The following is a 20,960-nucleotide window of genomic DNA, read 5'->3' on the forward strand; positions in this document are numbered from 1 at the left end:
CGCTCCCCGCGCGGGAGCGTGGATTGAAATCAGAATGTATGAGGGTTTTAAAACCATATGGAACGTCGCTCCCCGCGCGGGAGCGTGGATTGAAATGAAGAGGAAGAGCAGAAAGAGAGTGATAGCCATGGTCGCTCCCCGCGCGGGAGCGTGGATTGAAATCGTCTAATGGCTATTTTAACGATTGGTTTAATGAGGTCGCTCCCCGCGCGGGAGCGTGGATTGAAATTGGTTTATTGGTAAATGTAACACAATGCAGAAGCTGTCGCTCCCCGCGCGGGAGCGTGGATTGAAATCATTAAGGCATGGCTACAGATGCATGATAACGATTGTCGCTCCCCGCGCGGGAGCGTGGATTGAAATGAGGTATGTTTGGTTAATGATCTCTAAGAAACCATGTCGCTCCCCGCGCGGGAGCGTGGATTGAAATCTGAACCTCCAAACGGAAAATGGAATACGTCCGGTGTCGCTCCCCGCGCGGGAGCGTGGATTGAAATCGGTATCAGTGTGTACATGTCAAATATCATTTCGTCGCTCCCCGCGCGGGAGCGTGGATTGAAATACATTATCAGTGGATATGAGATGGCTGAAAAATTGTCGCTCCCCGCGCGGGAGCGTGGATTGAAATTAAATTGGTTGGCAAGCCAATAGATGTGTGTTTAAGTCGCTCCCCGCGCGGGAGCGTGGATTGAAATAGAGACTTGTCACCACACGCCAAGCGCGGCGTACAAAGTCGCTCCCCGCGCGGGAGCGTGGATTGAAATAGCGAACTGTATGACGAATTTTTACCATTACATGTCGCTCCCCGCGCGGGAGCGTGGATTGAAATCGAACTGGCACAAAAAGAAATTCATATTGATTCTTGTCGCTCCCCGCGCGGGAGCGTGGATTGAAATTAAGAGGGATTTATAAAACTGGATGCTTGCGTGAGTCGCTCCCCGCGCGGGAGCGTGGATTGAAATAGGACAAAGCTTTTGAATTATACAAGATACACCATAGTCGCTCCCCGCGCGGGAGCGTGGATTGAAATAGGTTGACTTCTTCCGTACGAATCCTGATACCATGTCGCTCCCCGCGCGGGAGCGTGGATTGAAATTGTCCGAAATCTCACCGGCGCACTCTGCATACCCAGTCGCTCCCTGCAATGCATCAATACGAATACACATTTTGAATTCAGGCAATGTGGCACACACTTCATAAAAGACGGGAAGAACTATACACTTCCTGTAAGGCAGCTTTGCAGTCAGGCAAGAAAAGCAGGAATTGACTGTTAGAGAGAAGAGCAAGTAAAATCAAGCCGTACTCTGTTTATTCCTTTATAATGAACGCAGGGCAGTTGAAACGAGGTGAACCGATAAATGTACGAGTGGCACAAGCAGATTCAAATAATCGTGGATGAAATAGACGAATGTATCAGACATCATCACAATGAAGCTCTGACACTACGGTTTCTTTCCCGCAAGTTGAGTTATTCGGAATTTTATACTACCAGAAAATTCAAGGATATATCGGGTATGCAGTTTCGGGATTATCTGCGGCATAGAAAATTGGCTTTTGCGCTCAAAGAAGTGCGAGACAGTGAAAAAAGCCTTTTGGATATTGCTTTTGGTTATGGCTTTTCATCCCACGAGGCTTTTACAAGAGCGTTTAAGGGGACCTATGGTGTAACGCCAAGTGAATACCGGAAAAAGCCTGAGCCTGTCGTTCTTCGTACAAAAATCAATCCTTTCGACCGCTACTTTTTTGGATTTGGAGAGATTGGCATGATGAAATCTACGGACGATGTTAAAATTTACTTTGTAACCATTCCTGCACACAAGTTTCTGCATATTAAAAACTATGAAAGCAATGGATATTGGGATTTTTGGCAAAAGCAAAGCCTGATTCCGGGACAGGACTGCGAAACTATCTGCGGCTTGCTGGATAGTATCAAGGGTAAATTGGATGACGATGGCGGGAGCGAAGTGAACAGCGGCAGCGGTCAGATTATGGCGTATATCAGTGATGCGGAGGGCAGACTCTGCGATTGGGGATTTCTGCGCACAGAATGCTATGGCGTGCGTCTTCCTGCTGATTATGCAGGCGAAGTACCGCCACAAATGCTCTTGATTGATATTCCCGAGGCCGAGTATCTTGTTTTTGAGTATGGGCCGTTCGATTATGAGCAGGAAAATCGCAGCGTGGAGGAAAAGATAGAAACGGCTATGTCAACTTTTGATTTTTCAGGTACAGGGTATCGCTTTGATACCTCTCCCGGCAGAATTATTTACATGTATCATGATCCGGAACGATTTTTCAAGTATATCAGACCAGTACGCAAGTAAATAAGATCTACTTTCTACCCACAATTTTCTCTAACAAGAAAGTTAAACAGGAAATATAAATTCTAAGTTTGTGGGCTGTCTGAATGACTAATTATGAGCAAACTGGATAGCTCAGAAGTAGATTTGAGTTTCGCATAATGTTTACAACATTAATTATGGCTCATATTTAAGAACAATAAAAATCTATGTTGGCAATTACTTGGATTTGATGTACTAACAATATAAATGAAGGGAGAGCTTTATTATGGCAAGTTTAAAAATTGAAGAGATTATTGATAGTTTAAGTTTTGAAATGAAAAAAGCTTTGAAAGAGTCAGTGGAAAAGTACTGCCCGGTTCTAGTTTTGATTCATCAGCACTATTTAGAGAATTCAAACGGTCCGTAGGACGAAAATGTAATACTTGGGAAAGAGTACCTGACAATTATGTTGAGAAAGATTAGTGCTTAATATTTCAATTTATGGTGATTTCGTGTCACCCATATAATCTGCCGATGTGACAAATGTTTTAAGTTTCCCATTATGTTTAAGCCATGATGTTCAACTGAACATCATGGCCAAACGATTGGAGTTCACGGCTGCTTGCAACTGACGATCATCTATATGGGTATAGATCTCCGTCGTTGCAATGCTCTCGTGCCCAAGGATTTGTTGAAGTGATCGAATATCTACATGCCCATATTTATACATGAGTGTAGCAGCTGTGTGGCGCAATTTATGAGTTGATAGGCCTTCTGGGTTAATGCCTGCGCCAATAATGTGTTTCTTTACAACGTTTTGAATTGATCGTGCTGTGAGACGTCCTTTATTCCGAGATATAAATAGTGCATTAGTCTTAACTTGTATAGTGGTACGAATAGAGATCCATTGAGTCAAAGATTGCTTAACCGCTGTTGTCAGATAAATCTTACGCTCTTTATTTCCTTTGCCAATAATGGAGATGACATCGGAACCAACTTGATCAATATTTAGTGATTCCAGCTCGGACAAGCGTAGCGCGCAGTTGAGAAAAATAGTGATAATACAATTATCGCGGGCGGAACAGGACTTTGCTTGAATAAGCAGCCGAACCGATTCCTCTAACGTTAAAGAACGGGTGTTTCGCTTTGGAAGCTTAGGGGTCTCTAGTTCCTCGGCAATGTTGTTATCAAGTAAATGAGCTTTCGTCTTGAGATGTTTCTAAAACTGTCTGATTGAAACGATTTTTCTATATCTGGTATTTGGAGCTGCGTTCAGCGTTTCTTGGCAATAGGCCAAGAAGGCATACATATCACCAAGCTGGATTGAACGAATAAATCCCAGATCTGCAAAGTGGAAGTCAGCAAAAGAAATTCCTCTTTCATTTGCTGTAAACCGAAAAAATTGCAGAAGATCCACGCGGTATTCCAAAATGGTATTTGGACTTCGGCCTTTGACAGTTTTTAAGTAGGCAAGATAATGCTCTACGACGGCGCAAGATTTATCTGACTGCATATTATCACCCCTCAGTTTGAGTTTTGACAACATACTGAAAGCATAGACTCTGTGTCCATAAGAACAGAAGTGGATTAAAAACGATAAATTCGAGTTTAGGAGATCTTATGTCAAACATCATAGAGATACGTGATTTTTCATCGCCTGATTTGGACGTCTTTGCACGCCTGACGGAAGCGCAGCTGCGAAGCCGGATTGAGCCGGAGGAGGGTATCTTCATTGCGGAGAGCCCAAAAGTGATCGGGCTTGCCCTCGATGCCGGATGCGAACCCCTTTCACTTTTGGTGGAGCGCAAACATATTGCTGGGCAGGCACATAACGTCATCACCCGCTGCGGAAACATCCCTGTTTATACTGCTGATAACAAGCTGTTGGCAGGACTGACCGGCTTTCAGTTGAATCGCGGCGTGCTGTGTGCCATGCGCCGCCCCCAACTACCCGGTGTTGAGGAGCTGTGTGCCGGAGCACGTCGAGTGGCTATACTGGAAGGTATTGCTGACTCTACCAATGTAGGTGCTATTTTTCGCTCGGCTGCGGCGCTTAATATTGATGCCGTGCTGGTTACGCCCTCATGCAGTGACCCACTGTTACGGCGTGCGGTGAGGGTCAGCATGGGTACCATCTTCCAGGTGCCATGGACCCATATTGGCAATAAACCCTCGGAGTGGCCGCAATCGGGCATCGAACGTTTGCGAAGGTTGGGCTTTAAGACCGTTGCCATGGCTTTAAGTGATACTGCTGTTAGCATAGATACTCCGCAGCTTATGGCAGAGGAGAAGCTTGCTATCGTACTGGGTACAGAAGGCAATGGACTAGAGCCTTGCACGATTGTTGAATGCGATTATACCGCGCGCATCCCTATGTCCCACCATGTAGACTCTCTGAACGTTGCTGCAGCCAGCGCTGTCGCCTTCTGGCAACTCAGAGTCCGGTAAGCTTTCATATGATAGTGAGAGCCGCTTTGTCGGGGTAACTCAGATTCGACGTAAAGCAATGCCAATTGGCTTTATTTAAATTGCGCAGTATGTTTATGGGACAGTGGGGACATAAGCTAATTATTTATATTTGACGAAAGAAAACAGGTGGTTACTATGGTTGAAACAATATATTTCGCAGGTGGCTGTCTATGGGGTGTACAGGCATTTATCAAAACACTAAAAGGTGTCATTACTACTCAAGCAGGTCGAGCAAATGGTTATTCAAATACTCTTGAAGGAGAGTATGATGGTTATGCTGAATGCGTAAAAACAGAATTTGACCCTGAAATTGTATCTGTTTCTCAACTAATGGATTATTTTTTTGAGATTATAGATCCTTACAGTGTGAATAGACAAGGTAATGATGTGGGAAAAAAATACCGCACAGGCGTATATAGTAAAGTGCCTCGACATTTGGAAGATGCCAAGAATTATATAACAGAAAGAGCAGATAGGGACAAAATTGTAGTAGAAGTCCTTCCACTTATGAATTACGTTAAAAGTGCAGATGAACATCAAGATAGATTAGATAGATGCCCTAATGACTATTGTCATATTCCCGAAGAATTATTACGCAAATATTTGCAACCCAATGTTATGAGCAGACTCAGAAGTTCGCAAGAAGTTTGAGTTGCGCATTATGTTTAGGATATATCCAACCCTATTTCTAATTCACAAGGAGAAAGCGTGTGAAAAAAGTATTCTGATATTGTTGACTCTTGTCCCACTGATTATAGGATATGTAATTAACAACACACTCACTATTCCAGGAATCGGAATTACATATATTGTTTCAACCATAGTATTCACCTATTTTCTTTCGTCAAATATAAACAATCAGAATACCATTAGTGTATCATGGATTTTTCTTTGAGACAAACATCATTCTATAATAAGTAAGCAAGAATATCTGATCAAGGGGCTCTCTTGCTGTGGAAAAGGGTAAACAAATGAAGTATTTTAGCTTCGGCTTTTCTCCGGCCAATCAATAGGTTTCTGTGCGGTGAGCTGTATTATGGCACGCCGTGCCGGATGAAAGTGTTTCTGTACAGAATAGTCTTCTGTTTTTTCAGCAGCGGATAAAGTTTGGTGTGCCCGCCGAACTGCACATTTATTCGTTTGGTTCCCACGGCGCGCCCGCTGGAAAACCGCCACGCCGACCCGCATGTGGCGACCTGAATTCCGCTGGCACAGCAGTGGCTGGCAGATGTATTCTCCGAGCGGAAAGGTTAAAAATTTTCGCAGCAGGTAAGAGGTATCGATCAAAAATGACCGCCTGATTTAAGGCGGTCATTTAGCGTTGTATGGCACTGACACTGAATTAATATGAGCGTTTTTACATCCGAGTACAGTGGATCTCCGTTCTTATCCAAAATCATTATTTAGTATCTCCCCAAATCGAAAAGATACTGTAAGAGCGATCTCCTGCCGCTTCTGTTCTGAATACTCTCCTATCTCTGATCGCTGATGGAAGCGTCGCTGTTATTAAGAGCCAAATCAGTTAAGGGATCATAGGGCGGTCCTGCAATCGTACCCACCAGCAGCGCAATATCGACCGCATTCTCCGGACTGCCCCAAGAGTTGCCCGAAAGGACGAAAACCGCTCTGTCCACCACGAACCCGCGTGTGTTATAAACCACATTATCTATAATATGGCCGGTTGTATTCGGATTCAAATAAGCGGGCTGTCTCAGAAAATTAAAAATGTTGTTTTGAACGATTAAATTCGTCATGTTATTTGCCTGCGTGAGAAATCCGCGGTTTACGACCCAACCGGTCGACGGTCCTGCCTGAGGAGGTCCAAAAATTACGTTGTTGACCAGCTTGTGATTCGTACCGCCCAATTGTATAAACTCAACAGCATACGGGTTGTCACTGGTAATCGTCAATCCCTCAATGGTTACGCCATTTCCGGTAACTAGAAAAGGAATTACCGCAGCTTGCAATTGTACCAGTGTGCTGGGATATCCTTTTAATGTTACTCCTGCTTTATTAATTGCTATTGACGAAGTAACAGGATAAGTTCCTCCCAGTACGTGAACAGTTCCTGTTGGTGATACAGCTGCTACGCCTTGTTGTATCGTTCCGAATGGATTAGCTTGTGTGCCGTCTCCGCCAACCGCTCCTGCTTGAACAAAAACTGCAAATGGGTTGGGTTCAAACGTGCCCGTCGGACCAGTTGCGCCTGTCGGACCAATATCACCTGTTGGCCCTATTGGCCCTGTGTCACCAGTCGGTCCAGTGTCACCAGTCGGACCGGTATCGCCAGTCGGACCGGTATCGCCAGTCGGACCGGTATCGCCCGTATCACCGCCCACTGGGCCTGGTGCGCCTGTTGGCCCTGTATCACCTGTTGGCCCTGTGGCGCCTGTTGGACCCGTGTCACCGGTGGGGCCTGTATCCCCCGTATCACCTCCCGCAGGACCGACAGGTCCGGTATCACCAGTTGGTCCGGTATCACCAGTTGGTCCGGTATCACCAGTCGGTCCGGTATCGCCGGTAGGGCCGGTGTCACCAGTAGACCCGGTTTCACCAGTTGGACCGGTAGGCCCAGTAGGACCCGTATCTCCGATAGGCCCAGTATCACCGGTAGGTCCAGTGCCGCCGCTAGGTCCAGTGTCGCCAGTCGGTCCGGTATCTCCGGTTGGCCCGGTGTCGCCGGTAGGGCCTGTATCCCCGGTAGGGCCTGTATCCCCGGTAGGTCCGGTGTCACCAGTGGGTCCAGTGTTACCGGTGGGTCCAGAGTCACCAGTTGGTCCGGTATCTCCGGTTGGCCCGGTGTCACCGGTAGGGCCAGTGTCACCGGTAGGCCCAGTGTCACCAGTTGGTCCGGTGTCACCAGTTGGTCCGGTATCTCCGGTAGGCCCGGTGTCACCGGTAGGTCCAGTGTCGCCGGTTGGTCCGATATCACCAGTTGGTCCGGTATCGCCGGTAGGGCCGGTTTCACCAGTAGGCCCGGTTTCACCAGTAGGCCCGGTAGGACCCGTATCTCCGATAGGTCCAGTATCACCGGTAGGTCCAGTGCCGCCGGTTGGGCCGGTGTTACCGGTAGGACCCGTGTCGCCAGTCGGTCCGGTGTTGCCGGTTGGTCCGGTATCACCAGTTGGTCCGGTATCACCAGTCGGTCCGGTATCACCAGTCGGTCCGGTGTTGCCGGTTGGTCCGGTATCACCAGTTGGTCCGGTATCACCAGTCGGTCCGGTATCACCAGTCGGTCCGGTGTCACCGGTTGCGCCGGTAGATCCGGTATCGCCGGCAGGCCCAGTGTCACCGGTAGGCCCAGTATCGCCAGTGGGTCCGGTGTCCCCAGTTGGGCCAGTATCGCCGGTAGGTCCTGTATCACCAATCGGGCCTGTGTCGCCAGTCGGGCCAGTGTCACCAGTTGGTCCGGTATCGCCAATCGAACCAGTATCACCAGTCGGTCCGGTGTTGCCAGTCGGGCCAGTTTCGCCGGTCGGTCCGGTGTTGCCAGCTGGGCCGGTAGGCCCAGTAGGACCAGAGTCACCAGTTGGTCCAGTGTCGCCGGTAGGTCCAGTGTCGCCGGTTGGTCCGATATCTCCAGTTGGTCCGGTATCACCAGTCGGTCCGGTATCGCCGGTAGGGCCGGTGTCACCAGTAGACCCGGTTTCACCAGTTGGACCGGTAGGTCCAGTGTCGCCAGTCGGTCCGGTGTCGCCAGTCGAACCAGTGTCGCCAGTCGGTCCAGAGTCACCAGTTGGTCCGGTATCTCCGGTTGGCCCGGTCTCGCCGGTAGGGCCTGTATCCCCGGTAGGACCGGTATCCCCGGTAGGACCGGTATCGCCAATGGGTCCAGTGTTACCAGTGGGTCCAGTGTCACCGATGGGACCTGAATCGCCAGTGGGCCCGGTGTCACCGGTTGCGCCGGTAGATCCGGTAACGCCGGCAGGCCCAGTGTCACCGGTAGGCCCAGTATCACCAGTCGGGCCGGTATCACCAGTTGGTCCGGTATCACCAGTCGGTCCGGTATCGCCCGTTGGACCAGTATTGCCAGTCGGACCGGTATCACCAGTTGCTCCGGTGTCACCGGTTGCGCCGGTGTCACCGGTTGCGCCGATAGATCCGGTATCGCCAGTTGGACCAGTATCGCCAGTCGGACCGGTATCACCAGTTGCTCCGGTGTCACCGGTAGGCCCAGTGTCTCCGGTAGATCCTGTATCCCCGGTAGGACCTGTGTCACCGGTGGGACCTGTATCGCCAGTCGGGCCAGTGCCACCAGTAGGTCCAGTGCCGCCGGTAGGTCCAGTGCCGCCGGTAGGTCCAGTGCCGCCGGTAGGTCCAGTGCCGCCAGTGGGACCGGTATCACCAGTAGGTCCGGTAGGGCCGGTATCGCCGGTTGATCCAGTGCCGCCGGTAGGTCCGGTATCGCCAGTTGAACCAGTGTCGCCGGTAGGTCCGGTATCGCCAGTCGGGCCAGTGTCGCCAGTCGGGCCAGTGTTGCCGGTTGGACCGGTAGGTCCTACGGACGCAGCATCACACGCTAAAACCACAAGCGTTGCGGTAACGGGAACTATCGCGGAATAATATACGATATCCGTACTTGCATTAATCAGTGAAACCGTTACAGGAGCTGTTATGACATTAATAGTACTGATACCAACGACCTCTCCAACTTTGAGGGGGGAATTGCCTTCAAGAAAGTCGCCCTGTGATGAAGATAACGCGAATACTGTTCCATTTGCAGAACTCGTTGACTGTGTTGTCACCCACCAATCAAATTCATATATTCCAGCCGCGTTTAGAGTGATCATTCCAGTTGTTTCGTCGTAACTGATGTCACCTGACGAAACGACTGGAATGTCAAAAATCACGTTTTCATTCACATTGACACTACCTGCGGCTAATCGCTCTATTTGTAATACTTTGAAACTCATTGTATATTACACCTCCATATTATTGGAAAACCAATTCATACCGACTTCCAATTAGATCAGAAATCACAATGGTAATTAGAATTGTATAACATAATATGTAATAGTGGGCCACTTCGTACTGTCATCCAGAGTATCATAAAGATCGAAAGCAAAGACAAGCCATGAATCAGTAAGTGAAGATGTTACCGGAAGATCATCTGTAAACTATACCCAATTTGATGGACAGGCTGGAGCACTGTAAATTGAATCGGCTACTTAATTGAACAGAAAAAATAAGGTCATGTTAGAATAGTTAAAAAGGAGACGTAATAACATTGCCGAGCGGAGAGAGCGCCGAACATTTAGTGAAGAATGAATTGTTAACAGAAAGCTAAACAACTTTTTTAAGGTTATTCGACTTGAATTGGTAGGGGATAAGATACCCCAAAGATGAATGGATTCTATGTTTGTTGAACCAGTTCACATAGTCAGCCAGTTGGAGCTTGCAAAAAAGTATAATAAAACGGGGAGGCAAGCTTTATGCTTGTCTCCCCATCAGTGTTAGTCCAATGCGCCGGGCTAGTCGTCTTCCTCTGGGGTAAGCTCTGTGCTTTCCACCTTCGGCGGCATCAGGAGCGAGAATACGATAAAGCAGATGAACGCTGCCACCAGACCGGGGATCACGGGCTGACTGAACTTGATCCCAAACAACATTCCCTTGGAGATGTGCTCCAGATAGACAACCACTAAAGTGCCGGCCAGCAAAGAGGCAATTGTGCCGGCAGTGGATGCCTTTTTCCAGTAATGCCCCATCACGTAGGGGAAGAAAGATCCTGCGGCCCGCAGGGTAAAGCAGAACATCAGAATCGAAACGATACTGCTGGTATTGAACAGCGCGATGAACATGGAGGCTACTCCCACAAGGCACATCACAATTTTGGTAACCCGCATCACCTGCTCGCTGGTTGCGTCAGGCTTAAGCACTGCTTTGTATATGTCGTTTGCGAAGATTGAGCCCGCACCCAGCAGATCGGAGTCAGAGCTGGACATGGTCGCTGAAATAATTCCGGAAAAAAGCAGGCCGCAGATCAGCGCGGGCATCGTATGCATGGCCAGTACGGGCAGCGCATATCTGGCGCCTACCGATTCAAACTGAGCCGCGTCAAATCTGCCCATGTTAATAAGAGCCAAGGTAATAATCCCCAAAATGGTGGGAATGAAAGCGTAGATGAAGTTAATCAGTGCCGCTAGCCAGGCACCGGCCTTAGCCGTGTTTTCGTTCTTGGCCGCGTAGAAGCGGGAAACAGCTTCCTGTCCCACAGAGAAGGTCGCGGTATACATTACCACGAGGGAAATGATGCCGAACAGATCATAGCCCTGGAAAAGGTCCAAAGTCCCTGCGGGGATATTGGCAGTTACATTTGCCCAACCGCCCGCGTCTTTCAAGGCAAAGGGAACGGCAATAATCATGCCGAATACGATCAAAAATACCTGTACAAAGTCAGTCAGCGTAACACTCCAAAGACCGCCCATGATCGAGTAGACCGTCACTACCACGGCCACGATAATGACCGCCACCTGATAGTTAATGCTCAGCATGGTGGAGAGAATGACTGCTGAGGCGATGAACTGTCCGGCTGTCAGTCCAATCAGGGGTAGGAGCATGATAACGGACGTTATAATGCCGCAGGACTTCCCATATCTCCTGCGGAAGTATTCGGGCACGGTTTTTACGGTTGCCGCCCGGAACTTAGGTGCCACAAAGCTCAGAATGATAAACGCCAGACCCATTGCAATGATGTACCACGCGGCACTCAGACCATAGCCTGACATGCCGTTTTGCACAACACCAAGAGAACTTCCACCGCCAATTTCCGTCGCGGCCAAAGTACCCGCCATCAGAAGAGGCCCCAGGCGGCGGCCCGCCACCATGAAGTCCGTGTTGCTGGAAACCTTGGTTGAAGAGTACCAGCCGATCCACAGCATGACCAATAGATAGACAACGACGATGATGGTTACGATGATATTTGCGTGCATAATATTCCTCCTCCTAAAGCCTTGGCCGAGCTGCGGCGCGGTGCAGGCACCCGCCTCTTCTCTTCCTTTGCAGCCCTGCTCCTAATAATAAATATATCACCCTCCTGCCGGGATATAAATCTCCGTTTCTGCAAAAAAGCTGCCAAATATGAAAAACACTTGGCAGACAGTCTTCCGCGCATGGCGTCCGTTCCTCTTGACTGCCCGGCAATTATTTAATAGAATAAAGAAAAACCAGCTGTTGTGGGCAGTCTGCCGTAAGCCCCGTTGTGCCATTCTGCCGTCTCCGCATCAAAAAAGGCATTCGGGCCGGCTTGCTTTGGCCGGAATTCTTCTTGGGAGGGATATGGATGTTCCAGATCGCTGTGTGTGACGATAATGCTGCGGAATGCAGCCTCCTGGCCGAGTATGCCTCTGCATTTTTCAGCCACCGGAATATACCGGCGGAGATTGACACCTACGAGAGCGGAGTCCAGTTTTTGGCGGCGGAGAAGTTTTATGACCTCTATTTTTTTGACGTGATGATGCCTCAGTTGTCCGGCTTAGAGGCTGCCCGGGCCCTTCGACAGAAGGAAGACGAACCTGTCATAATTTTCGTGACCTCCTCGCTGGAGTCAGCGGTGGAGGGATACAGCGTCTGCGCGGCGGGCTTTGTCCTCAAACCCATTCAGGTGCCGCCCTTTGAGGATACCATGAACCGGGTGTTGAGGGAACGCTTTGAAAGCCGCACGGCTTCAATCCGGGTCATCCACAATCGCGTTCCGCTAGAGCTGCGGCTGAAAAAGGTGGCCTATTTTGAAAACCGCCTGCATCAGGTCTATGTCACACTGTGCAGCGGGGAAAGATTTCCAATCACACACAAACTCGGGGATCTTGAGCGTGTTCTGTCGGGATATTCCCAGTTTCTCCGATGCCATCAGAGCTATCTCGTGAATCTGGATAGTGTGGAACAGATGGGGGCAGACAGTTTCCTCCTCCGGCAAAGCATGGTGGTTCCTATTTCCCGAAATTATTATAAGCAGAGCAAGGTGGCCTATTACCGCCGCAGGCTCAGGTGAACTCCATGAATGATGAAGCCTGCCGAATCTTTCTCAATCTGATTACCCTTTCCGTGCGGATGATGCCGGTTTTTGTGTGTCTGGAGCCGAAGGTCAAAAGCCGGGAAAATATTGCAAGCATCTCTGCCTATCTGTGGGTTATTATGACCTTCCTGCAGTTCCTGTTTCGCATTCCCGACAATGTTTTCGTGGTTTTTCAGGGATTGTTTTCCTTTCTCTATTTTCTCATTCTTCTGTTCTTTTTCCAGGGCAGTTTATTGGAAAAAGCCTTTCTCTATGCTTCGGCCTGGCTGTTTGCGGTGCTCTCCACCTCTTTGAACGAGTTTATTGTCTGGGCCTTGCTGGGCAGAACGGGGCTGACCTACTCCCAGATCTGTGTGATCGTATCCACCCTGTCGGCTCTGGGATTTTATCTGGGAGTTCGTCTGTGGATGAAGCCTGTTGTGAAGCGGTTGTTCACGGAACTTTCCGTCGGGGCCTCTACTCTTCTGCTTGCCTATCCCATGGTCTCCCTTCTCCTTCTCTTTGTGGGAACAAACACTATTTTTTCCAGCCGCTCGCTGTCAGTGGGGGGATTTGGCGTCGTCGCGTTCTTTTTCATCCTTTGCAATATGATCGTTGGGCTTTATGTTCTGATTTTAAACAGCATTCAGGAGCTTATGGAACGCAGGAAAATGACCGAGGAACTGCAGGTTGCAAAACGGCTTCTCTATCAGCAGCGGGAACACTACCACCAGATTCTTGATTACATCGAACAGGTCCGGATTATCCGGCACGACTTTCGCCATCATATCCACGCCCTGCTGAATATGGACCGAGACGTGCAGGCCCGGTACCTCCGAGACCTGCAAAAGGAACTGGACAACACCGCGGCGCAGACATTTTGCCAGAGTCAGGCGGTCAATGGCCTTTTGCAGGAGTATGCGGGAAGATGCCGGGAAAATCAGGTGGAACTGGAGACGCATCTAGATCTGCCGGAAACCATTCCCATTGATGATCTGACCCTGTGCATCGTCATCGGCAACCTTCTGGAAAACGCTCTGGATGCCTGCAGACGATTTTCCGGCCCGCGCTTCGTCCACATTCGCTGCAGATGGGAAAGCAATCATCTGGAACTGCTGGTGGAGAATTCCTTTGACGGTCAGGTTCGCAAAATCGGCGGAGAGCTTCTGTCCCGCAAGCATGAGGGCGGGTTGGGACTGCTCAGCATCCGAAGAACCCTCAGCTGCCCCGGTGACAATTTTGAAGTATTCTACAGCAAGGCTGCTTTTACTGCCATAGCTACAATTGCTCCCAGAGACCTTCCTGCGTCTCCGGCATGAGAACCTACCCAACCACCGTTTTTTCTTGGATATTGCGGAAGTTGTCTGACGCCGGAAGTAAAAAAGGTGCGCGCCCTGTGGAGTCGAGGGTTCGCGTAAATGTTAAAAAGCTGCTTGGAAAAGCGGGCATCGTATTCACAAGAGCAAAGATTATTGTATTCTGTGATGGTGATTTTGGCATGGGCACAATTGGGTGATTCGCGGTTTAGTATCACTCGATGAGAAGTTGTCCTATTACACTCAATTTTGGAAAGACAAGATTCTCGGTAACATCCATTTGTGAATCGGCCTCGTCGATATACAGAGAAAAATCATCGCTTAGGAGCGCGCGAAATTGTCCCGCAGCCGGGCAGAAAGGTATCCTTCAGGAACACCTCGGTTTTTGCGTTTGCCCCCTTGTTAATTTTGTAGGTCCAGGCGGTTCCATACTTCGCTTCCGAAAGAAGCGCGTTTTTTTCGCTTGGGGACAGAGCTTTTTTCAATTTCTTGATATCAGCGTCTGTCACGTTCGTTTCGCCCAGGGCCTTGAGTACGGCCTGAGAAGCGCATAACTAATGTCACATTATTGATATGACATACCAGTATGGGCTCAGTCTGAGTTGCGCATTATGAGTAGCGAATTATCCGAAGTTGGGCGCAAAAAATGCCCAGATCCAGAAAAAGATCTGAGCATTTCATAAATAGCAAAGGCGCGCATAACTTTGGATAATTCCATAGCGCGAAACCGCCGTCTATGGGAAAAGTATAATTTCTCTTGCTTAATTTTTAAAAAGCATAGTATCTAGAAAAGCCTTGCAAATCAGGGCTTTCAGCGTATGGGAAAGAGAAAAATTAGACTTTTGGGTATAACAAATTAACCTCCACTGTCAATACCACCGCCGCAGGCGGTTTAGTGCTATGTTTATGATATACCTAAGCGCCAGAAGCTAATAATTTATATAATACGAAAAGGAGAAATGATCAAATAATGCGAGATGTGGAAAAAACAATTGGCAATATGATTGACAAGATGAAGCTTACTATTCTCAGCTATATAGATTCTGAGGGATTTCCTGTCAGCAAGGCAATGCTTGCACCACGCGAGCGTGAGGGGATAAAGACTTTTTGGTTTTCTACAAACACCTCATCTAATAAAGTGAAGTTTTTTCGTGAAAATCCGAAAGCAAGTATATACTTTGTTGATAAACGCTTTTTTCGAGGAATTAGTCTTTCCGAAACTGTTGAAGTGTTGGAAGATGCCGAATTAAAAGAACGCATTTGGCAAACAGGGGATACCATGTATTATCATGAAGGGGTAACTGATCCGGATTATTGTGTGTTAAAATTCACCACAATTAAAGGACGGTATTATAGTAATTTTAAGTCTGAAGATTTCACGGTTTAACATCGTCAAATGAGCAAACTTGGTAACTCAGCCAAAGGGAGGAGCTTCGCTTAATGTTTACACCGAGCAACTGGATTCAGAGGTATGCAGTTTGTATGTATATAAAGGAGTTGTGGATTAATGGGAAAGATTAGTTGGAAAATATTAAACTCAGCATTTTGGATAGAGATTATTTTATCATATATTTTACCTTTTAAGGTTGTTAATCACTTTCAATATAACATTGGTTGGCCTATACAATTTATTTCGGTATATGATTCGAAGCTTGGAGTAAATCCGCTTATGTCAATGAGTCTTAATCCGTTAGGATTATTGCTAAACGGAATTATCATATATATGGTTATTTCAGTTGCAGTAAAAGCTTACAACAAACTCAAATATTACGAGACAAAATAAGCATACCCCGTAGCAGAATCAACTTCTAGTTATGTTTATTTAATTCTAGCTTGGTGTAAGTATTACATGTAAACTAATAAATTTAAAAGGGAGGTAAATTCTTGTGGCCAAAGTAACACATCATGTTGTACCAAGCGACAAAGGCGGATGGGATGTTAAGCGAGGAGGTGCACAACGCGCAAGCATTCATACAGAAACTAAGGCTGAAGCGATAAAAGTTGGTAGAGTTATTAGCCAGCGAGCTGGAAGTGAGTTTGTTATTCACGGTGCGAATGGAAAAATTCAGCGTTCAGATAGTCATGGCAATGATCCTTGTCCACCCAAAGATAAGAAATAAGGGGTGATACAAAATGCGTTCTAAGAAGCCCGTATTGGCCTTAATGTACGATTTTGATAAAACCTTATGCACTACAGATATGCAGGAGTATACTTTTATTCCTAATGTAGGTATGACTCCGGGAGAATTTTGGGAAGAATCTAATAATCTTGCTAAAGAAAATAAGATGGATGGTATTCTTGCTTACATGCGTGTAATGCTTGAGCGAGCGCGCTCAGCCAAAAAAAGCATCTGTCGCGAGGAATTCGTAAAGCTTGGAAAAGATCTTCAATTTTATCCTGGCGTTGAAAAATGGTTTAGTCGGATAAATCGAATTGGAAGTGAATTAGGCGTAAAAATCGAACACTATATTATTTCTTCTGGGCTTCGAGAAATTATTGAAGGTTCAAATATCTACAAATATTTTCGAGAAGTGTTTGCCTGCGAATTTTTATACGATGAAAACCACATCGCATGTTGGCCGAAGAATGTTGTTAACTACACAACAAAAACCCAATTTCTATTTCGTATAAATAAAGGAGTACTTGATTTATCAAATGATGAGAATTTGAATAAATTCACCCCAGAAGATGACCGACCAATACCATTCCGTAATATGATTTATATTGGTGATGGGCTTACAGACGTACCGTGTATGAAACTTGTAAAAGCGAACGGTGGATATTCCATTGCTGTATATCAAAGGGGGAAAAAAACAAAAGTTGAAGAACTATTAAAATACGGAAGAGTTGACTTTTTGGAGTTAGCGGATTATTCGGAAAACAGCGAACTTGATAATACTGTACGTGATATAATCTGTAAGATGGCTATGGTAGACTCCTTAATACGGAAAAATTGCGTGCAGTTAAAAACTATAAAGTAATTTGTTTTGTTCGTGATATTAGCATTGTGACGCTTCTTCTCGAACTGCGCATTATGTTTATTGCCTTCCTCTGCAAGCGTTCTGGGTTGGTTTAACTAGCCAGAAATTTAAATATACTAAAAAGGGTGGGATCGTATGAATTCTTACGTAATCTTTCATATAGATGAATTTCAAAAGTGGAATCTGCTTCTCAATAATGTCAAAAATCTATTACTTTCATATGATGATGCATTTTCTGGTGTATCCATAGAAGTATTGGCTAATTCAGAAGCTGTCAAAGGTTATAAGTATAACAGCGGCATGATTGATAAAAATGCGCTGGAAGTTCTATCGCGAAAAAGTGTTACATTCGTGGCATGCAACAATGCATTACAGGGAATGAATATTTCCAAAGAACAGATTCTCCCATTTGTCAAAGTTGTTCCAGTAGGAGTCAGGGAGCTAATCGATAAACAAAGAGAAGGATATGCGTATATAAAGCCATAAATGTTGTGATGAACTTTAATTAATGTTTATAACGTATTAATATATTATGACGCATCAACTGCATAAAATTTATATAATTAACTGCATTTGGAAGAATATGAAAGTTGGAATGAACCCATGAATCGCCGTGAACTTATTGAATATTGCCTGACATATTCTGACACTTACGAGGACTATCCATTTGATGATGTCCCAGATTCAAACGTGGCATGGACAGTCATGCGCCACCGGTTGAACAAAAAGAGCTTTGCTCTTATCTACGAACGTGGGGGTCTGTGTGTCAACCTTAAATGTGAGCCGTTCCGTGCGGATTTTCTGCGGCAGATATATAGTGGCGTGATGCCAGCTTACCACATGAACAAGGAACACTGGAATACTATTCGTCTGGATAGCGATGTGCCAGACGACGAACTGTACTCTATGATTGAGCACAGCTATCGTCTGACAATGCCAAAGCATAGAAAATGAGTGATATTAGCCATAGTCTAAAAAAATAAGAGGAGAGCCTAACTGGCACCTCCTCAAAAAATAATTTTTGGATTTGTGTTCTGATTCTTCCAACGTCCGCGCAATGTCTCATATCTTCTTTTCAATGCAAATGCACATGATCCCATGTTGATGTCCGTATATTTTTTCGATTGTATTGGGGGCGTTATTCATTCCCACCGCCTCCTATGACATTAGGACTGTCAGCGTCCAGTTCCTCTTGAGCCTGCTCTTTTTTCATTTCGCGAATCATCTGAGGGATTGCCTCAGCCCGACGTTCGTTTGCCGCTTGCAAATCCTGTATTTTTTTATCACTCGGCTTCAATGAAATGATTTCCTCGGTGATTTCCATATTGTGAAGTGTAGATTCAATGGTGTCCTGAATCCGCTGAGATTTCGTTTTGTGGTTGGCATTTCGCTCTACTACCTGAAGGCCGGAAGCACAATCGTCGTATTTTCCAGCAGAAATATCGCGGATGACCTTTTCCAAAGTTCGTTCATAATAAATCTCAGGCGACATGGCACTGTAAGATTGATCTGTAATATGTTCGCGGCTTTCAAGCTGCGCTAACCGCGCATATTCGCTCTTTATTTGCTCAATCAATAGATCCCTATCCAAAAGAGATACCTCCTATATCATCTTATTTTCGTTAGTATGTGACCAATGCATGCGGATTATCGATGTTTGTATCGGGAGATTTTTACAAATCAATAGAATTGTCGACATAATAAGCGAAGCCAATATACCTGATAAAAATGAATGGAAACAGCCTGTAAATAATATCAGTAATATCAGACCAAGGCAGGAGATTGGACTATGAGAATACCGGGAAGTCCCTTTCTGTGGCACCAATAAACCCTCACACTTCTTTTGGAATGTGAGGGTTTATTAATTCCTATTATCTTATTTCCTGTAGGTATATATCCCCAATCTGTTATTTGTCAGATAAAAAAATGGTGTCATAAGTTTTCTTAACCCTGGTAACAGATACTTTAATTCATCAGTAAAATTTATAAGCGCTCTACATAGGAACCAATGAGCTTCTTAATTTGCAGCTTGTTTCATTTGGAAACAAATTGTTTAAAAAACCTGGATAGCTGCGAACCATATCTCTTGTAATTCCTCGAAAATTTGCTGCGGCCTATTCTTTCCGCAATGAACAGGCCATAGCAAATGAAGGTGGAAAGTTGGGCATAATCAACCAATAGATACTATGTTATGAAGCCTGTTGGAATGGTGTTGTTGATGACGGTCAAAATAGGATTCACACGGTCGTGCAGCTAGAACAAGGAGGACGCTATCGCTTTCTGCTTGGATTTGTAAATGTTAGGAACCAAGTATTCTTAAAATTCAAATATGATGAAGTTTATGAGTTCAATCATAGATATGCAAATGTTAAGGATACGTCAGGTAGATAAGGGCCGATTGATACAAAAGGAAATTGGGCAATCGTTCGATTGCCCAACGCTGCCGTGGCTTGCGCCTTGCTCATTCGAAATAGTCTTCTCCAAACATCAGATCATACTGGAGCAGCCAATGACGGTCGAACCATTGCTGCTGCGCTTGTGTCATGGTTTCGGAAAAGCTGCCGTCCGGCTCAACGGTGACGCCTCTGGTACGGGCCCTGTAAAGGGACATGCCATCAAGCAAAAAATCAAAATACAGGGGCTTTTCCAACCCGTACAGATCCATCATGACAGGACTGATGTTGTAAGCCCCAATCGTTCCTAAATCCACCGCCTGGTTACTGTAATTACTCCAGATGACCAACGGTGTGCCGCGAAGCAAGGGGCTTTTGACGTCGCCCTTTGCAATATAGCCTGTTTTTTCATAGAGTTCGTATCCTCTGCCTATAGTGTTGTAGTGATCTCCCCAAAACACCAGTATAGTGGGTTCCTCCACATGAGAAAAATACTCTACCAGACTGCCCAGCATGGCATCGGCCTGATGAATGCCCGTGGCGAAATCCCGCAGTTGGGAAATGGTTTCCGAGGAAAGGCCCTCGGGGGCTTCAAGAATGTTGACAAGCTCTTCGGCAGGATAATTCTTTTCGTTATAGCTGGAATGGTTTTGCATGGTAACCGCATGGAGAAACAGTGGTTTGCTTTTATCCCGCTGCTCAAATTCTTTTATAATTCTGTTGCCTACCTCCGCATCGGATATCAGGCCGCCTTTCCAGTAAAAACTGCGTTTACGCTCGGGATTGATAAAATTTTCAGCCGAAATAAAACGGTCGATGCCGAGGTAAGGATAAGCTTTGTCCCGGCTCCAGTATTTGCGGTAGTAACCATGGATGGCCATCGTGCTGTAACCCTGGCTTTTCAGATAGTTGGGAAGTGAAAACATCGTATGGGTGACATGCTGCTGATAGGGCTTGCTTCCGGCAGGCAAGTGCTCCATCGAATAGCCGGTAAGCGCCTCGAACTCTACGTCGCAGGTTCCGCCTCCAAAACTTGGGGAGTATGAACGCCCCATCGCCGCCCTTTCCTTCAAATCATCTAAGGTGGGCGTAATCTCCCGGTCAAAAACAATCCCGTCCAGCTCAGTTACATCCCAGAACGCCTCGCACATAATATAAATAATATTTGGCTGCTTTACTGTGGAAGCCGTCGTAGCCGCATAGCTGTCCTGATACAGGGGAGCGGTTGGACGGTTTTTTTCGATAAGTTCCTTGAGTGCCGACAGGTTTTCCTGACTGTAGCCATCTGGTTTGGAGATATGTAAGGCCTGCAGATTGGCCAGAAACCCGCTGACAACCCCATAGTCGGCATAAAATCGGTTTTGCATCCACATATCCGGAACGATACCCAAAAAAGAAGTGACGGCTGGTTGAAGATATATGCCGAAAACCTGTAACAAAAGCAGAGCTGCAAAGACAACCCCAGTTCCTATTCGCTTAAGCCGAGACCGGATTTCGTGTCTTCTTTTCCTCTCGTCCAAAAAAGAAG

The 20,960-nt window shown here is 46.6% G+C and carries 21 protein-coding genes, 1 pseudogene and 1 CRISPR repeat array (1 of these 23 cut by a window edge); of the genes and pseudogenes, 13 read left to right on the forward strand and 9 right to left on the reverse strand.

Annotation, left to right across the window (positions count from 1 at the left end):
* Positions 1-1,096: direct repeats of the CRISPR family, unit length 32 nt; unit sequence GTCGCTCCCCGCGCGGGAGCGTGGATTGAAAT (it extends 1,741 nt beyond the left edge of the window).
* Positions 1,097-1,358: 262 nt separating this feature from the next.
* Complete coding sequence (locus C1A10_RS04690) at positions 1,359-2,324, forward strand: helix-turn-helix transcriptional regulator (protein ID WP_101909156.1); 966 nt, start codon at positions 1,359-1,361, stop codon at positions 2,322-2,324.
* A gap of 244 nt (positions 2,325-2,568) precedes the next feature.
* Complete coding sequence (locus C1A10_RS18390; RefSeq protein ID WP_180950990.1) at positions 2,569-2,709, forward strand: hypothetical protein; 141 nt, start codon at positions 2,569-2,571, stop codon at positions 2,707-2,709.
* A 153-nt stretch (positions 2,710-2,862) separates the two neighbouring features.
* Here the strand turns inward: C1A10_RS18390 and C1A10_RS18725 are convergent, their stop codons facing one another.
* Complete coding sequence (locus tag C1A10_RS18725) at positions 2,863-3,462, reverse strand: tyrosine-type recombinase/integrase (protein WP_341456897.1); 600 nt, start codon at positions 3,460-3,462, stop codon at positions 2,863-2,865.
* A gap of 39 nt (positions 3,463-3,501) precedes the next feature.
* Positions 3,502-3,795, reverse strand: a complete 294-nt coding sequence (locus tag C1A10_RS18730) for a site-specific integrase (RefSeq protein WP_242968833.1) — start codon at positions 3,793-3,795, stop codon at positions 3,502-3,504.
* Between the two features lie 107 nt (positions 3,796-3,902).
* Between C1A10_RS18730 and C1A10_RS04700 the strand changes: the two genes are divergently transcribed.
* Complete coding sequence (locus C1A10_RS04700; RefSeq protein WP_101909157.1) at positions 3,903-4,730, forward strand: TrmH family RNA methyltransferase; 828 nt, start codon at positions 3,903-3,905, stop codon at positions 4,728-4,730.
* A gap of 156 nt (positions 4,731-4,886) precedes the next feature.
* Positions 4,887-5,402 carry a peptide-methionine (S)-S-oxide reductase gene (locus tag C1A10_RS04705; RefSeq protein WP_101909158.1) on the forward strand — a complete coding sequence of 172 codons (516 nt, stop codon included), beginning with the start codon at positions 4,887-4,889 and terminating at the stop codon, positions 5,400-5,402.
* Between the two features lie 330 nt (positions 5,403-5,732).
* Here the strand turns inward: C1A10_RS04705 and C1A10_RS04710 are convergent, their stop codons facing one another.
* The 4 genes and pseudogenes from C1A10_RS04710 to C1A10_RS04725 form a co-directional block, all read right to left on the reverse strand.
* Positions 5,733-6,038, reverse strand: coding sequence for a hypothetical protein (locus tag C1A10_RS04710; RefSeq protein WP_101909159.1), 306 nt, complete (start codon positions 6,036-6,038; stop codon positions 5,733-5,735).
* A 185-nt stretch (positions 6,039-6,223) separates the two neighbouring features.
* Positions 6,224-9,280, reverse strand: coding sequence for a hypothetical protein (locus C1A10_RS18920; protein ID WP_479724264.1), 3,057 nt, complete (start codon positions 9,278-9,280; stop codon positions 6,224-6,226).
* 754 nt (positions 9,281-10,034) lie between these two features.
* A pseudogene (locus tag C1A10_RS18405) lies at positions 10,035-10,142 on the reverse strand (IS3 family transposase); the annotation flags it as partial.
* 80 nt (positions 10,143-10,222) lie between these two features.
* Positions 10,223-11,680 (reverse strand): sodium:solute symporter family protein, encoded by a 1,458-nt coding sequence (locus C1A10_RS04725; protein ID WP_101909015.1) that lies wholly within the window; start codon positions 11,678-11,680, stop codon positions 10,223-10,225.
* A gap of 350 nt (positions 11,681-12,030) precedes the next feature.
* Here C1A10_RS04725 and C1A10_RS04735 point away from each other — a divergent pair, with 350 nt between their 5' ends.
* From C1A10_RS04735 to C1A10_RS18740, 3 genes are all read left to right on the forward strand, one after another.
* Entirely contained in the window at positions 12,031-12,738 is a 708-nt protein-coding gene (locus C1A10_RS04735; RefSeq protein WP_101909017.1) for a LytR/AlgR family response regulator transcription factor, read from the forward strand.
* A 5-nt stretch (positions 12,739-12,743) separates the two neighbouring features.
* On the forward strand, positions 12,744-14,060 hold the full coding sequence (locus C1A10_RS04740; RefSeq protein ID WP_101909018.1) for a sensor histidine kinase: 1,317 nt from the start codon (positions 12,744-12,746) through the stop codon (positions 14,058-14,060).
* A 77-nt stretch (positions 14,061-14,137) separates the two neighbouring features.
* Positions 14,138-14,257 carry a very short patch repair endonuclease gene (locus C1A10_RS18740; RefSeq protein WP_242968827.1) on the forward strand — a complete coding sequence of 40 codons (120 nt, stop codon included), beginning with the start codon at positions 14,138-14,140 and terminating at the stop codon, positions 14,255-14,257.
* Positions 14,258-14,371: 114 nt separating this feature from the next.
* Here the strand turns inward: C1A10_RS18740 and C1A10_RS04745 are convergent, their stop codons facing one another.
* Positions 14,372-14,566, reverse strand: a complete 195-nt coding sequence (locus tag C1A10_RS04745; protein ID WP_101909019.1) for a hypothetical protein — start codon at positions 14,564-14,566, stop codon at positions 14,372-14,374.
* Positions 14,567-15,027: 461 nt separating this feature from the next.
* Here C1A10_RS04745 and C1A10_RS04750 point away from each other — a divergent pair, with 461 nt between their 5' ends.
* The 6 genes from C1A10_RS04750 (at position 15,028) to C1A10_RS04775 (ending at position 17,993) form a co-directional block, all read left to right on the forward strand.
* Positions 15,028-15,444, forward strand: coding sequence for a pyridoxamine 5'-phosphate oxidase family protein (locus C1A10_RS04750; protein ID WP_101909161.1), 417 nt, complete (start codon positions 15,028-15,030; stop codon positions 15,442-15,444).
* A gap of 120 nt (positions 15,445-15,564) precedes the next feature.
* On the forward strand, positions 15,565-15,840 hold the full coding sequence (locus C1A10_RS04755) for a hypothetical protein (protein ID WP_101909162.1): 276 nt from the start codon (positions 15,565-15,567) through the stop codon (positions 15,838-15,840).
* Positions 15,841-15,943: 103 nt separating this feature from the next.
* Complete coding sequence (locus tag C1A10_RS04760; protein ID WP_101909163.1) at positions 15,944-16,177, forward strand: DUF2188 domain-containing protein; 234 nt, start codon at positions 15,944-15,946, stop codon at positions 16,175-16,177.
* Positions 16,178-16,190: 13 nt separating this feature from the next.
* Complete coding sequence (locus C1A10_RS04765) at positions 16,191-17,039, forward strand: HAD family hydrolase (RefSeq protein WP_101909164.1); 849 nt, start codon at positions 16,191-16,193, stop codon at positions 17,037-17,039.
* Positions 17,040-17,174: 135 nt separating this feature from the next.
* A complete protein-coding gene (locus tag C1A10_RS04770; RefSeq protein WP_101909165.1) occupies positions 17,175-17,525 on the forward strand; it encodes a DsrE family protein in 351 nt (116 codons plus the stop codon).
* 117 nt (positions 17,526-17,642) lie between these two features.
* Positions 17,643-17,993 carry an MmcQ/YjbR family DNA-binding protein gene (locus tag C1A10_RS04775; RefSeq protein WP_101909166.1) on the forward strand — a complete coding sequence of 117 codons (351 nt, stop codon included), beginning with the start codon at positions 17,643-17,645 and terminating at the stop codon, positions 17,991-17,993.
* 184 nt (positions 17,994-18,177) lie between these two features.
* Here C1A10_RS04775 and C1A10_RS04780 read toward each other — a convergent pair whose 3' ends face one another.
* Positions 18,178-18,630, reverse strand: coding sequence for a small, acid-soluble spore protein tlp (locus C1A10_RS04780; protein ID WP_101909167.1), 453 nt, complete (start codon positions 18,628-18,630; stop codon positions 18,178-18,180).
* An 870-nt stretch (positions 18,631-19,500) separates the two neighbouring features.
* On the reverse strand, positions 19,501-20,799 hold the full coding sequence (locus tag C1A10_RS04790) for an LTA synthase family protein (RefSeq protein WP_242968834.1): 1,299 nt from the start codon (positions 20,797-20,799) through the stop codon (positions 19,501-19,503).
* Positions 20,800-20,960: the final 161 nt, after the last annotated feature.

The organism is Marasmitruncus massiliensis (genome assembly GCF_900186535.1).
In the GTDB taxonomy this organism is placed as follows: Bacteria; Bacillota; Clostridia; order Oscillospirales; family Ruminococcaceae; genus Anaerotruncus; species Anaerotruncus massiliensis_A.

Coding starts and splice junctions, on each gene's coding strand:
- C1A10_RS04740 (WP_101909018.1), top strand. CDS start 12,744: ATGAATGATGAAGCCTGCCGAATCTTTCTCAATCTGATTACCCTTTCC.
- C1A10_RS18730 (WP_242968833.1), bottom strand. CDS start 3,795: ATGCAGTCAGATAAATCTTGCGCCGTCGTAGAGCATTATCTTGCCTAC.
- C1A10_RS04735 (WP_101909017.1), top strand. CDS start 12,031: ATGTTCCAGATCGCTGTGTGTGACGATAATGCTGCGGAATGCAGCCTC.
- C1A10_RS04750 (WP_101909161.1), top strand. CDS start 15,028: ATGCGAGATGTGGAAAAAACAATTGGCAATATGATTGACAAGATGAAG.
- C1A10_RS04765 (WP_101909164.1), top strand. CDS start 16,191: ATGCGTTCTAAGAAGCCCGTATTGGCCTTAATGTACGATTTTGATAAA.
- C1A10_RS04755 (WP_101909162.1), top strand. CDS start 15,565: ATGGGAAAGATTAGTTGGAAAATATTAAACTCAGCATTTTGGATAGAG.
- C1A10_RS04700 (WP_101909157.1), top strand. CDS start 3,903: ATGTCAAACATCATAGAGATACGTGATTTTTCATCGCCTGATTTGGAC.
- C1A10_RS04690 (WP_101909156.1), top strand. CDS start 1,359: ATGTACGAGTGGCACAAGCAGATTCAAATAATCGTGGATGAAATAGAC.
- C1A10_RS04705 (WP_101909158.1), top strand. CDS start 4,887: ATGGTTGAAACAATATATTTCGCAGGTGGCTGTCTATGGGGTGTACAG.
- C1A10_RS04775 (WP_101909166.1), top strand. CDS start 17,643: ATGAATCGCCGTGAACTTATTGAATATTGCCTGACATATTCTGACACT.
- C1A10_RS04725 (WP_101909015.1), bottom strand. CDS start 11,680: ATGCACGCAAATATCATCGTAACCATCATCGTCGTTGTCTATCTATTG.
- C1A10_RS04790 (WP_242968834.1), bottom strand. CDS start 20,799: ATGCAAAACCGATTTTATGCCGACTATGGGGTTGTCAGCGGGTTTCTG.
- C1A10_RS04770 (WP_101909165.1), top strand. CDS start 17,175: ATGAATTCTTACGTAATCTTTCATATAGATGAATTTCAAAAGTGGAAT.
- C1A10_RS18390 (WP_180950990.1), top strand. CDS start 2,569: ATGGCAAGTTTAAAAATTGAAGAGATTATTGATAGTTTAAGTTTTGAA.